The sequence below is a fragment of the Brevibacterium rongguiense genome, from assembly GCF_009857845.1.
GTDB lineage: Bacteria > Actinomycetota > Actinomycetes > Actinomycetales > Brevibacteriaceae > Brevibacterium > Brevibacterium rongguiense.
Window position 1 is genome coordinate 21,120 of sequence record NZ_WWEQ01000033.1, and the last position, 12,599, is coordinate 33,718.

Consider the following 12,599-nt stretch of genomic DNA (forward strand, 5'->3'; position numbering starts at 1 on the left):
GGGGTCGCCAGCAGCCTCCCCATTGTCGCATCCCGATGTGCCCGGCCCCGTGCGGCCCCGCCGCGGCTCCGCCGCGGCCCGGCCCTCGGGTGCCTATGGCCGCCGATCGCCGGCGAGGTGCGCGCACTCCTCCGTGTCGAAGCGCCGGCCGCCGTAGCTGAGCTTGCCCCGCTGCCGCCCCTCGACTGTGAAGCCGGCGGCGGCGACGACCCGGGCAGACGCGGGATTGTCGACCCGGTAGCCCAACTCCAGGCGATAGATCCCCAGGCGATCGTGGCCGACCGCCACCGCCGCGCGCAGCGCGGCGGAGGCGAGCGAGCGCCCCCGCGCCTCGGGGGCCAGCCAGTAGGACACCCAGCCCAGGGAGTGCGCGCGGTCGATCGCGGAGATCATGATGCCCCCGCACAGGCCCACACCGTCGGCCGGGCGGTCGTCGACGATGGCGCGGGCCCACAGCTCACCGGCGTCCTCCCCATCGCGCAGCGCCGCCACCCATAGGCGCATCCCCGGGATGGTCCGTCTTCCCGGGCCGTTGCGCGCCAGGCCCTCATCCGGATCGTCGAAGATCTGGGCCAGGCGCCCGGCATCGCCCGGCTCGAACGCTCGCAGCAGCATCCGGCCACCCTAGTCGAGCACACGCCGAAGGGGCGGGCCGGCCGTGAAGCCGACCCGCCCCCGAGGCGGTGGGCCCGGCACTGCGGCCGGGCCCCTATGCGCTGTGCTGGCTCAGGACACGACCTGGTAGTTCGGCGCGTCGCCGAAGAGCACCTTGGGCGTCTGCTGGCGGGCACGGTCGAAGCGGGCCTGCACGTCGGCCCAGTTGACGACGTTCCACCAGTTCTTCACGTAGTCGGCCTTCACGTTGTTGTAGTCGAGGTAGTAGGCGTGCTCCCACATGTCGAGCTGCAGCAGCGGAATGTACGCCAGCTGGATGTTGCCCTGCTGGTCGTAGAGCTGCTCGAGGGTGAAGCGCTGGCCCAGTGTGTCCCAGCCGAGGACGGACCAGCCGGAGCCCTGGATGGAGGTCGCGTTGCCGTTGAACTGCCCCTGGAACGCCTCGAAGCTGCCGAACGCATCGTCGAGTGCGGCCGCGAGCTCACCGGTGGGCTTGTCGCCGCCGTCCGGGGACATGTTCTGCCAGAAGATCGAGTGGTTGACGTGGCCGCCGAGGTTGAAGGACAGGTCCTTGGACAGCTTGCCGATCGTGGCGAAGTCGTTCTTCTCGCGCGCCTCGGCCATCTGCTCGAGCGCGGTGTTCGCGCCCTTGACGTAGGTGGCGTGGTGCTTGTCGTGGTGGAGCTCCATGATCTTCGCCGAGATGTTCGGCTCGAGCGCTGCGTAGTCGTAGGGCAGATCGGGGAGAGTGTACTCAGCCATGTCGACGTCCTCCTTGAACGGATGTGGTGCGCGGCCGGGCACCTCGCCCGGTGCGCGCGGGCGGCCCGCTGGCCGCTCATGCAATGACCCTATCGAAGGTCACCCTGCCGTACAACGGCATTTTGACCTCGTCATATTCCCGCCCGGCTATGCGGGCAGGGTGAGCTCGCGCGGGCCCACCGTCGCCAGCGCCTTGGGCCCCGCGTAGAGTGCCTCGGCGAGCGCGCGCACGTCCTGCGCGCTCACAGCGCGCACCCGCGCGACGATCTCCTCCGGCGAGCGCAGTGCGATCCCGTACAGCTCGGCGCTCGCCAGCCGGTTCATCCGGGTCGCGGTGCTCTCGAGCCCCAGGACTGTGGAGGCGGCGAGCTGGGCCGCGACCTCCTCGACCTCCTCCGCGTCCGGCGCCTCCTCGGCCAGCCGCCGGAACTCGGCGTCGCACAGTTCGAGGACCCGCTGCGCGGACTCCGGCGCGCAGCCGGCGTAGAGGGCGAAGTCGCCGCAGTCGGCGTGCTGGGAGGACGAGCAGTGCACGGAGTATGCGAGCCCGTGCTCCTCGCGGACGCTCTGGAACAGCCGCGAGGACATCCCGCCGCCCAGCAGCGACTGCAGGACGCTGAACGCGAACCGGTCCTCGCTTACAGCGCTCACCCCGTCCACGCCGTAGAGCAGGCCCTGCTGCTCCGTGTCCCGGCGGATGCTGCGCACGCCGGCGGAGAACGCCGGGCGGCTCCGTGCGGAGCGCGGCCGGGTCTGGTCCTCGGCCGGTCCGGGCGGGGCGAGCAGCGCGGGGCGCAGCTGTGCGATGGCGGTGGTGACGCGCTCGACGACCTCCGCGTGCTCGGCGCCGCCGGCGGCCACGAAGACGAGCCGGTCGGCGGTGTAGGCCCCCCGGTAGTGGGCGAGCAGGGTTGCGTGGTCGAGCGCGCGGATGCGGCCCTTCGTCGCGCCGATCGGCCGGCCCAGCGGGTGGCCGGGGTAGATGAGCTCGTCGAACGCCTCGTAGAGGACGTCCTGCGGATCGTCGGCGGCCATGGCGAGCTCTTCGAGGATGACGCCGCGCTCGCGCTCGAACTCGCCGGGATCCAGCAGCGGGTCGAGCACCATGTCCCACAGCACGTCGACCGCCGAGCCCAGGTCCGCCACGAGGCAGCGGGCGTAGTAGCAGGTGAATTCCTTGGCGGTGACGGCGTTCGAGTCGCCGCCGATCCGGTCGAAGGTCCGGGCGATCTGCGCGGCCGTCCGGGCGCGGGTGCCCTTGAAGAGCATGTGCTCGAGGAAGTGGGTGGAGCCGGCGGTCAGCTCCGACTCGTCGCGCGACCCGGAGTCCGCCCAGACGCCCACGGTCTCCGAGGCCAGGCCGGGGATCGTCTCCGTGACGATGCGCAGACCACTGGGGAGGACGGTGCGGAATGCGCGACCGTCCTCCCCCAGCAGTGCTTCGGGCTGACCCGAGGTGCGGTTCAGGACCTCAGTCCTCCGAGCCCTCGTCGTCCGCGTCCGCCCCGGAGGCGTCCGCGTCGTCCGAGTCCTCGGTGACCGGGGCGAGCGAGAGCTTGCCGCGGTCGTCGATCTTCGTGATCTCGACCTGGATCTTCTGGCCGACGCTCACGACGTCCTCGACGTCCTCGACGCGCTTGCCGTCGTTGAGCTTGCGCAGCTCGGAGATGTGCAGCAGCCCGTCCTTGCCCGGCGTCAGCGACACGAACGCGCCGAAGGACATCGTTTTGACGACGGTGCCGAGGTAGCGCTCGCCCACCTCGGGGACCTGCGGGTTGGCGATCGCGTTGACCGCGCTGCGCGCGGCCTCCGCGGCTGCCCCGTCGGTGGCGCCGATGAGCACGGTGCCGTCGTCTTCGATGCTGATCTCCGCGCCCGTGTCCTCCTGGATCTGGTTGATCATCTTGCCCTTGGGCCCGATGACCTCGCCGATCTTGTCCACGGGGATGTGCACGCTGATGATGCGCGGCGCGGTGATGGCCATCTCGCCGGGCTCGTCGATGGCCTCGTTGATGACCCCGAGGATGACCTCGCGGGCCTCGCGGGCCTGGGTGAGGGCGGCGGCGAGCACCGAGGCGGGGATCCCGTCGAGCTTCGTGTCCAGCTGGATCGCGGTGACGAAGTCCTTCGTGCCGGCGACCTTGAAGTCCATGTCGCCGAACGCATCCTCGGCGCCCAGGATGTCGGTGAGCGCCGCGTACGCGGTCTGCTTGCCGTCCGGGGTGTCGATCACGTCGGACACGAGGCCCATCGCGATGCCGGCCACCGACGCGCGCAGCGGCACGCCCGCGTTGAGCATCGACAGGGTCGAGGCGCACACGGAGCCCATCGAGGTGGAGCCGTTCGAGCCCAGCGCCTCGGAGACCTGGCGGATCGCGTAGGGGAACTCCTCGCGCGAGGGCAGGACCGGGACCAGCGCGCGCTCGGCGAGCGCACCGTGGCCGATCTCGCGGCGCTTGGGGCTGCCCACGCGGCCCGTCTCGCCGGTGGAGTACGGCGGGAAGTTGTAGTGGTGCAGGTAGCGCTTCGATGTCACGGGCGACAGCGAGTCGATCTGCTGCTCGAGCTTGAGCATGTTGAGCGTGGTCACGCCGAGGATCTGGGTCTCGCCGCGCTCGAAGAGCGCGGAGCCGTGGACGCGCGGCAGCACGCCCACCTCGGCCGACAGCGGGCGGATGTCCTTGAGCCCGCGGCCGTCGATGCGCACCTGCTCGGTGAGGATGCGCTGGCGCACGACCTTCTTCGTCAGGGCGTTGAGCGCACCGACGATCTCCTTCTCGCGGCCCTCGAAGCGGGGCCCGAGGTCGGCCAGCAGCGTCTGCAGCAGCTCGTCGCCGGCGGCCTCGCGCTCCTGCTTGTCGGCGATCTGGAAGTTCTTCGTCTGCTGCTCGAGGCCTGCGGCCTCGACGGCCTGGTAGACGTCGTCCTCGTAGTCCTTGAAGACCGGGAACTCGACGGTGGGCTTCGCGGTGCGCTCGGCCAGTTCCCGCTGGGCGCGCACGAGCTCGCTGATGAACGGCTTGGCGGCCTCGAGTCCCTCGGCGACGACCTCCTCGGTGGGCGCCGTGGCGCCGCCCTGGATGAGGTCCCACGAGTTGTCGGTGGCCTCCGCCTCGACCATCATGATTGCGACGTCGTCGCCGACCACGCGGCCGGCGACGACCATGTCGAACACGGCGCTCTCGAGCTGCGAGTAGTTGGGGAAGGCGACCCACTGGTCGTCGATGAGGGCGATGCGCACGCCGCCGATCGGGCCGGAGAACGGCAGGCCGGACAGCTGCGTCGACATCGAGGCCGCGTTGATCGCCAGCGCGTCGTACATCTGGTCGGGGTTGACCGACATGACCGTGATGACGATCTGGACTTCGTTGCGCAGGCCCTTGACGAACGTGGGGCGCAGCGGGCGGTCGATGAGGCGGCACGTGAGGATCGCGTCCGTGGACGGGCGGCCCTCGCGGCGGAAGAACGAGCCCGGGATGCGGCCCGCGGCGTACATGCGCTCCTCGACGTCGACGGTCAGCGGGAAGAAGTCGAAGCCCTCCCGCGGGTGCTTGCCGGCCGAGGTGGCCGACAGCAGCATCGTCTCGTCGTCGAGGTAGGCCACGGCAGAGCCGGCGGCCTGCTGGGCGAAGCGCCCGGTTTCGAACCGGACGGTGTGGGAGCCGAAGCGACCATTGTCGATGTGCGCGACGGCGGATTCGGGATTGAGACCCAAAGCTTCTCCGTTCGTTGTGCGCAGGGAGTCTGCGCGGGTGTGAGCGGCCGGGTGCGCGGCGCTGCGCGAATCGCAGTGGGCAGCCCTGAGGGCGGGCGCCGCGGAGCCTCGGCGGGGGCTGGTCATCGATCGAAGCCCACGCAGCGCGCTGCGGAGGCCACTACCGATCACCGGCCGTCTCGCCGCCGGCCGCTCGTGGACGTGTCTCAGTGTAGCAATGCGCGAACGGGGCCACCGCGATGCGATCGCGGCGGCCCCGTCGGGCAGGGACTGCGGTGCCTCAGCGGCGCAGGCCCAGGCGCTTGATGAGCGAGCGGTAGCGCTCGATGTCGACGTTCTGCAGGTACTTGAGCAGACGGCGGCGGTGGCCGACGAGGAGCAGCAGGCCGCGACGCGAGTGGTGGTCGTGCTTGTGCTCCTTGAAGTGCTCCGTGAGGTCGCTGATGCGACGGGTGAGGACTGCCACCTGGACCTCGGGGGAACCCGTGTCGCCTTCGTGGGTGGCGTACTCTTTGATGATCTCCTGCTTGACCGTGGGATCAAGGGCCATGTTCGGACTCCTCCGTGTCGTTGCGCGGCGCCCCAGCCTTGAGCTGTGAGCACTATGGAACCGCGGCCGGCGAAAAAACGGCCTTCCTAGCCTAGCACGGCTCGGACGTCGTCCAAGTCGCGGTGCATCTGCTCCATGAGCGCGTCCATGCCCTCGAAGGCCACCTGGCCGCGGATCCGGGCGACGAACTCGATGCTCATGTGCGCCCCGTAGACGTCGAGGTCCGGGAACTCCACGCCCACGACGTGCGCCTCGACGCGCCGCTCGCAGCCCTCGAAGGTGGGGTTCGTCCCGATCGAGATCGCGGCCGGGAAGCGGCCCGGCTCCGTGCTGAAGGCCACCCAGCCGGCGTAGACGCCGTCGGCCGGGATGACGCCCTCGTGCTCCGCGCTGAGGTTGGCGGTGGGGAAGCCCATGAGCCGCCCGCGGGCGTCCCCGTGGACGACGGTGCCCTCGAGCGTGTGCGGCTGGCCCAGCTCGCGGGCGGCATCGGCCACCTCGCCGGCCTGGACGAGGCCGCGGATGCGCGTCGAGGAGAAGCGCTGGCCGTCGCCCACCTCGTCGATCGTGAAGACCTCGAACCCGTGGGCGCCCCCGAGCTCGCGCAGGGTGTCGATGGTGCCCGCGTTGTCCTGGCCGAAGCGCACGTCCGCGCCCACGGCGATGAGCCTGGCGCGCAGGCCTGTCACGAGGTAGTCGAGCACGAAGTCCGCGGGGCTCTGGCGGGCGAACTCGAGGCTGTAGTGCTGGATGAGCAGCGCGTCGATCCCGGTGGTCGCCATGCGGGTGATCTTCTCCGCCTGCGGGCAGATGATCTCCGGGGCCTCACCCGGTCGGTGCACGGCGGCGGGGTGCGGGTCGAAGGTCACGGCGAGCGAGCGCAGGCCGCGGGCGGCGGCGAGTTCGGCCAGTCGGCCGAGGACTGCCCGGTGGCCGCGGTGGACGCCGTCGAAGTTGCCCAGGGTGACCGCGGTCGGGCCGAACCCCTCGGGGATATCGGCGACGGAGCTGAAGACCTCCACGCGCGGATCGTTCCTCTCTGCTGGGCGACTGCTCCTCATTGCGGTGCGCCGGCCGGCCCGCGCACCCGGCCATGCTAGCCGACCGGCCGAGCGCGGCGAACACCACCGGCCCGGCGCCGCGCGAACCGGGCGGGCAGGCGGGTCACGTCCGGGCCATGAGCGCGGCGGCGGCCAGCCCGCAGGCGCCGGCGACGGCCGTGGAGGCGAACGTGCCGATGATGAACCGCTCCCCCGCGGCGCGCGATTCGCGCAGCTCGGGCAGGCGCCCGAGGCCCTTGACCGCGACGACGACGGCGATGACCGCGGGCTGGCGGCCCACCGCGATGCCGCCCGCGATGAGCAGGCGCTCGAGCAGCCCGATCCACAGGCCGCCGCGCAGCAGGCCCGGGGTGTCGATGGGCCGCGGCTCGGTGCCGGCGCCGGCTCTGCCGCCGCCCGCCCCGGGCACGCCCGGGGGATCGTCCGCCCGGCCGGGGGCGGCCAGCGGCGCGACGCGCCGCTCGGAGCGGCTGGCCGCCACGTGGAGCACGGCGGCGGTCACCGGCCAGCCGAGTCCCGCGGCGCCGAGCGCCGCCACCAGGACGATGAGCCCGTCCAACCACAGGGGATCGAGCCCCGCCGCCATCGTCATCGTGCCACCGCCTTCCGCTGCGCCTATGGTCGCCACGCTACCGGCGGGGGCTGACACGGGCGGCCTCGGCGGCGGCGAGCAGCTCACCGCAGACGCCGACGCTGCGGCCCACGAGCTCGGGTGCGCCCCCGCGCAGCGTGCGCGAGACGTACTGCTGGCTGACGCCCAGGGCGTCGGCGAGCTCAGTCTGGCGCGCACCGGGCTGGGCCAGCGCCGCGGCGATGACGCGCCACTGGGCGGCGGTCGCCGCGGTCACGAGGTCGTGGAAGAGCAGGAGCACGGTCTCCGCTGCGCCCGCCGCATCCCCCGCGGCCTCGGGCGCGCGCACGCACAGCCCCCGGGGCCGGCCCTTCGCCGCCTCCACGGCGGCGCGGGCGAGGACGAAGGCCTCGCCGCGGGCAGCCGCGCTGCGCTCGGGCAGGGGCGCCTCGATCGCGCCGATGCCGACCCCGGCCCACCAGGGGCCCGCGCGCCAGGCGCGCATGAGGGCCTCCGGCACGGCGGCCGGCTCGTCCAGTGCGCCCTGCACCTCGTCGCCGACGGTGCGCTCGAACGGCAGCGCGGTCGGCACGCCGGCAAGCGCGGCGAGCAGCCCCGGCACAGCGTCGGGGGCGGCGCGGGAGCCGCGCTGGTCGAGGGTGAGGACGAACATGCGCCCATTCAACCAGGCGGGCCGGAGCAATACAACACATTCAGTTGTAAATGCGATTTACACCTGATTGCGATTGTTCAGTCGGTGGCGTCCGGCGGTTCGAGGGCGATCCCGGTCGCGATCTTGAAGCGCTCACCGCGCGGCTCCGCAATCGCGATGAGCCGGCCCCCGTGGGTCACCGCAAGGACCGCGGGAGCGGCGGGCAGGGCGACGAGCTTGCCCTGCATGAGCGCCCGAGCGCTGGCGGCGTCGACCTCGAGCGCCGGCATGAGGCGGGCGGCGACCGCGGCGAGGTCCGTCAGCGGCGGGGCGGGCACCGCATCCGTGTCCGCGGGCAGGGGCACGGCGGCGGCGACGTCCCACCCCGCGACCCGCGTGCGGCGCAGGGCGGTGAGGTGGCCGCCCACCCCGAGCGCCGCGCCCAGATCGCGGGCAAGCGCGCGCACGTACGTGCCCGAGGAGCAGGCGACGACCACGTCGACATCGGCCCAGCCCGGGCCTCGGCGCACCGGGGCCACGGGCTCGAAGCGGGCGACGCACACGGTCCGCGCCCGCAGCGCAACCTCCTCTCCGGCCCGCACCCGGGCGTAGGCGCGCCTGCCGTCGACCTTGATGGCCGAGACGGCGCTGGGCACCTGTTCGATCTCACCGGTCAAGGGGCCCATGGCTGCGACGATCTGCGCGTCCCCCAGGGCCGCCACGGCGGCGGGGTCCGCGTGCCGGTCCGGCTGCGAGTCGGCGTCGTCGGTGGGCGTCGAGGCGCCCAGCCGGATCGTAGCCTCGTAGACCTTGTCGGCGCCCACGAGGTGCGTGAGCAGCTTCGTCCCCCGGCCCAGGCCGAGCACCAGCAGCCCCGTGGCCATGGGGTCGAGCGTGCCGGCATGGCCGACCTTCTTCGTGCCGTACCACCGGCGCACCCGCGCGACCACGCCGTGGCTGGTCAGCCCGGCGGGCTTGTCGACGAAGAGGATGCCCGAGGGCGCTGCGGTGTCGCTCATGCCGAGAAGCCTATGCGGACGGCCGGGTCACGCGGCGGCCGCGTCGGCCGGCCGCTCAGTTGACCGAGACGTGGACGTGGTCGAAGTGGTTGGCGGTCTGCGAGCCGCGGTCATCCATGTGGCGGCCGGAGGCCGAGGTGTAGGGCGCGTAGAGCCGCTGCTTCCAGATGACGTACTTCACGCCCAGCTCCTTGCGGTGGGCGAGGACGTAGTCGCGGATCTCATCGCCTGTGGAACCGGAGATCATGATGTCGACCGCGTGGCCGGTGCCGTGATCGGAGCCCGGGTCGTTGCGATAGCCGCCGAACGTCTTGACCTGCGGGAACTTCGCGCACACGGCGCGGTAGACCTTCGAGGCGTTGGGCTTGAAGTGCTGCTCGACCGAACTCGAGACCGAGCACGGCGCGTTGGACACGCCGCCGGCGCTGCTCGCCGCCGCGCTCTTGGCGCTCGCCGTGGTGCCGCTCGAGGACGCCGCGGGGCTGGGCTCGGGCGTCGCGAGGCTGCCGCCGGCGCCCTTGGCGCGGTACTTCGGGTCCGCGGCGAGCTTGTCGATGCGCTTCTTCGCCTGCTCCTCGCCGCTGGGCGCCTTGGCCGCGGACGGCGCGGGCGCCGAGTCGCGCTCCGGCGACTGCGCCTGCTCGGCCTGGACGACGCCGTCATCTGCCCCGCGGGGCGCGAACACGGCGGTCGAGCCGGCCACGGCCGCGATCGCCGCGGCAGGCAGCGCGATGGCCGCCACCATGGGGCGGCGCTTGACCGCGCGCATGACGCCGGTCGCGGTCGAGGGAGCCTCGCCGTGCCTGCCGCTGCGCCTGCGCGGCCGCGCACTGCGGACGAGGTCGGCGGCGCTGCTGCCCCAGGACGGCTTCGGATCGGAGTGCTTGCCCAACGCGATGATTCCTTAACACTGTCGTAATCGTTTCGTGATCGCCTCAGCCAGTGTAGAGCCTTTCGGCGCGCGAATCACCCTCGCGGCGGGGCGAATCCGGTCACAGCGGGCTCACGCCTGCCCGGCACCGTCCTCCGACGTGCCGTCGGCGCCTCCCGGCTCGTCCGCCTCGGGGCCTGCGGCAGCCTCGTCCTGCGCGGGGCGGCGATAGGGGTCGGCCTCCCCGGCGGGCCGGGCGCCGGCGGCGAGCGCGGCGACCTGCGAGTCGCGCGCCGCGGCCTTCGCCAGCAGGTCGTCGAGCTGTGCGGCCGCGGCGGGCACGGCATCGGCGACGAACTCGAGCGTGGGCGTCAGGCGGATCTGGAGCCCCTTGCCCACCTCGGAGCGGATGAGGCCCTTGGCGGAGTTGAGGGCGGCCTGTGTGCCCTCGAGCTGCTCGTCATCGCCGTAGACGGTGTAGAAGACGGTTGCGTGCTGGAGATCGCCGGTCACCCGCACGTCCGTGATCGTGACGAAGCCCAGGCGCGGATCCTTGATCCGCTTCTCCAGGGTGCTCGCCACGATGACCTTGATGCGGTCGGCGATCTTGCGCGCCCGCGTGGGGTCCGCCATGTGCTGTCCTCTCCTCGGCCGGTGCGACCCGGCGCCTGTGCCCCGCGCAGTCGGCGCGGGCGCCGCGGCACATGCCCGCGGCGCCCGGCCGTACCTCGCATGCGCCGCGCTCAGTCGCGCGGCTTCTCCTGCATCTCGAAGGTCTCGATGATGTCGCCTTCGCGGATGTCGTTGAACTTGCCCAGGCCGATGCCGCACTCGTAGCCCTCGCGGACCTCGGTGGCATCGTCCTTGAACCGGCGCAGCGACTCGATCGTCTGATTCTCCCCGACCACGACGCCATCGCGCGTGACCCGGGCCTTCGCATTGCGGCGGATGGTCCCGTCGCGCACGATCGAACCGGCGATGTTGCCGAACTTCGACGAGCGGAAGACCTCGCGGATCTCCGCCGAGCCGGTGTGCACCTCCTCGAACTCGGGCTTGAGCATGCCCTTGAGCGAGTTCTCGATGTCGTCGATCGCGTCGTAGATCACCGAGTAGTAGCGCACGTCCACGCCCTCGCGCTCGGCCAGATCGCGCGCCTTGGCCTCCGGGCGCACGTTGAAGCCGATGACGATCGCGTTGTCGACCGTCGCGAGGTTGATGTCGTTCTCCGTGATCGCGCCGACGCCGCGGTGGATGATGCGCAGGTCCACATCGTCGCCCACGTCGATCTTGAGCAGCGAGTCCTCGAGGGCCTCGACCGCACCGGAGACATCGCCCTTGAGGATGAGGTTGAGCGTGTCGACCTTGCCCTCCTCGAGCGCCTTCGTGAAGTCCTCGAGGCTGATCCGCTTGCGGCCGCGGGCCTGGGCGGCGTTGCGCTCGATCGCATCGCGCTTCTCCGCGATCTGGCGGGCCGTGCGATCGTCCTCCGTGGCGAGGAACGTATCGCCGGCGCGCGGCACGGACGACAGGCCCAGGACCTGCACGGGCCGCGAGGGCCCGGCGGACTCGAGCGCGTTGCCGTACTCGTCGAACAGCGCACGCACGCGACCGTAGCTCGTGCCGCACACGATCGCATCGCCCTGGCGCAGGGTGCCGGACTCGACGAGGACGGTCGCGACGGCGCCGCGGCCCTTGTCGAGCTTGGCCTCGATCGCAATGCCGCGGGCGGACTTGTCCGGGTTGGCGGACAGGTCGAGCGCGGCGTCGGTCGTGAGCAGGACGGCCTCGAGGAGGTCGTCGATGCCCTTGCGCTGGAGCGCGGAGTCGGGACGAACATCGTCTCGCCGCCGTACTCCTCGGACACGAGGTTGTACTCGGTCAGCTGCTGCATGACCTTGTCCGGGTTCGCGCCCTCCTTGTCGACCTTGTTGACCGCGACGACGATCGGGACGTCCGCAGCCTGGGCGTGGTTGAGCGCCTCAATGGTCTGCGGCATGACGCCGTCGTCGGCGGCGACCACGAGGATCGCGACGTCGGTGGCCTTGGCGCCGCGGGCGCGCATGGCGGTGAACGCCTCGTGGCCCGGGGTGTCGAGGAACGTGATCTTGCGCTCCTCGCCCTCGTGCTCGACGGCGACCTGGTAGGCGCCGATGTGCTGGGTGATGCCGCCGGCCTCCTTGGCCACGACGTTCTCCGAGCGCACGGCGTCGAGCAGCTTCGTCTTGCCGTGGTCCACGTGGCCCATGACGGTGACGACCGGCGGACGCGGCTCCTTGACCTCGTCCGATTCGGCTTCCGCCTCGGCCTCGAGGTCGAGGCCGAAGGTCTCGAGCAGCTCGCGGTCCTCGTCCTCCGGGGAGACGATCTGGATCTGGTAGCCCAGCTCCTCGCCGAGGACGCGGAACGTCTCCTCGTCGAGCGACTGGGTGATCGTGGCCATCTCCCCCAGGTGGAAGAGCACGGTGACGAGGTTCGTCGGATCCGTGTTGATCTTCTCGGCGAAGTCGGCCAGCGAGGAGCCGCGGCGCAGCCGCAGCGGCGTGCTGCCGTCGCCGCGGGGGACCTGGACGCCGCCAACCGAGGGCGCCTGCATCTGCTCGAGCTCCTGGCGCTTGGCGCGCTTGGACTTGCGCCCCTTCTGGCGCCCGCCGCCGCGCCCGAAGGCGCCCTGCGTGCCGCCGCCCCACGAGCAGGTGCCCGGCGAGGAGTACCCCCACGGCGCGCGGCTGCGCGTCTACATCACCGATGTGCACAAGGGGAATAAGGGACCGGCCGTCACCGTT

General features: G+C 71.9%; 11 protein-coding genes and 1 pseudogene. All 12 read right to left on the bottom strand.

Features of this window, described 5'->3' with window-relative positions; translation table 11 throughout:
* Positions 1-93: 93 nt before the first annotated feature.
* Complete coding sequence (locus GSY69_RS08660; protein ID WP_160953460.1) at positions 94-615, bottom strand: GNAT family N-acetyltransferase; 522 nt, start codon at positions 613-615, stop codon at positions 94-96.
* Between the two features lie 111 nt (positions 616-726).
* Positions 727-1,377, bottom strand: a complete 651-nt coding sequence (locus GSY69_RS08665; RefSeq protein WP_160953461.1) for a superoxide dismutase — start codon at positions 1,375-1,377, stop codon at positions 727-729.
* Between the two features lie 147 nt (positions 1,378-1,524).
* Complete coding sequence (locus GSY69_RS08670; RefSeq protein ID WP_202410956.1) at positions 1,525-2,844, bottom strand: M16 family metallopeptidase; 1,320 nt, start codon at positions 2,842-2,844, stop codon at positions 1,525-1,527.
* A 4-nt stretch (positions 2,845-2,848) separates the two neighbouring features.
* Positions 2,849-5,092, bottom strand: coding sequence for a polyribonucleotide nucleotidyltransferase (locus GSY69_RS08675; RefSeq protein WP_235936416.1), 2,244 nt, complete (start codon positions 5,090-5,092; stop codon positions 2,849-2,851).
* A 280-nt stretch (positions 5,093-5,372) separates the two neighbouring features.
* Positions 5,373-5,642, bottom strand: a complete 270-nt coding sequence (gene rpsO, locus GSY69_RS08680; RefSeq protein WP_160953463.1) for a 30S ribosomal protein S15 — start codon at positions 5,640-5,642, stop codon at positions 5,373-5,375.
* 86 nt (positions 5,643-5,728) lie between these two features.
* Positions 5,729-6,664, bottom strand: a complete 936-nt coding sequence (locus GSY69_RS08685; protein WP_160953464.1) for a bifunctional riboflavin kinase/FAD synthetase — start codon at positions 6,662-6,664, stop codon at positions 5,729-5,731.
* Between the two features lie 142 nt (positions 6,665-6,806).
* Entirely contained in the window at positions 6,807-7,295 is a 489-nt protein-coding gene (locus GSY69_RS08690) for a hypothetical protein (protein ID WP_235936417.1), read from the bottom strand.
* A 37-nt stretch (positions 7,296-7,332) separates the two neighbouring features.
* Positions 7,333-7,947: a MarR family transcriptional regulator gene (locus tag GSY69_RS08695; protein WP_160953465.1), complete on the bottom strand. Its 615-nt coding sequence runs from the start codon at positions 7,945-7,947 to the stop codon at positions 7,333-7,335.
* Positions 7,948-8,024: 77 nt separating this feature from the next.
* Positions 8,025-8,945 carry a tRNA pseudouridine(55) synthase TruB gene (truB, locus tag GSY69_RS08700; protein ID WP_160953466.1) on the bottom strand — a complete coding sequence of 307 codons (921 nt, stop codon included), beginning with the start codon at positions 8,943-8,945 and terminating at the stop codon, positions 8,025-8,027.
* A gap of 55 nt (positions 8,946-9,000) precedes the next feature.
* Positions 9,001-9,837, bottom strand: a complete 837-nt coding sequence (locus GSY69_RS08705; protein ID WP_160953467.1) for a ligand-binding protein SH3 — start codon at positions 9,835-9,837, stop codon at positions 9,001-9,003.
* Positions 9,838-9,948: 111 nt separating this feature from the next.
* The gene (gene rbfA, locus GSY69_RS08710; protein ID WP_160953468.1) at positions 9,949-10,449 is read right to left on the bottom strand and encodes a 30S ribosome-binding factor RbfA; all 501 of its coding nucleotides are present in this window, start codon (positions 10,447-10,449) and stop codon (positions 9,949-9,951) included.
* Between the two features lie 110 nt (positions 10,450-10,559).
* Positions 10,560-12,409 (bottom strand): annotated as a pseudogene (infB, locus tag GSY69_RS08715) (translation initiation factor IF-2).
* Positions 12,410-12,599: the final 190 nt, after the last annotated feature.

Excerpts from the sequence above, each read along its gene's own strand:
- GSY69_RS08660 (WP_160953460.1), bottom strand. The coding sequence starts at position 615 with ATGCTGCTGCGAGCGTTCGAGCCGGGCGATGCCGGGCGCCTGGCCCAG.
- GSY69_RS08665 (WP_160953461.1), bottom strand. The coding sequence starts at position 1,377 with ATGGCTGAGTACACTCTCCCCGATCTGCCCTACGACTACGCAGCGCTC.
- rpsO (WP_160953463.1), bottom strand. The coding sequence starts at position 5,642 with ATGGCCCTTGATCCCACGGTCAAGCAGGAGATCATCAAAGAGTACGCC.
- GSY69_RS08690 (WP_235936417.1), bottom strand. The coding sequence starts at position 7,295 with ATGACGATGGCGGCGGGGCTCGATCCCCTGTGGTTGGACGGGCTCATC.
- GSY69_RS08695 (WP_160953465.1), bottom strand. The coding sequence starts at position 7,947 with ATGTTCGTCCTCACCCTCGACCAGCGCGGCTCCCGCGCCGCCCCCGAC.
- truB (WP_160953466.1), bottom strand. The coding sequence starts at position 8,945 with ATGAGCGACACCGCAGCGCCCTCGGGCATCCTCTTCGTCGACAAGCCC.
- rbfA (WP_160953468.1), bottom strand. The coding sequence starts at position 10,449 with ATGGCGGACCCCACGCGGGCGCGCAAGATCGCCGACCGCATCAAGGTC.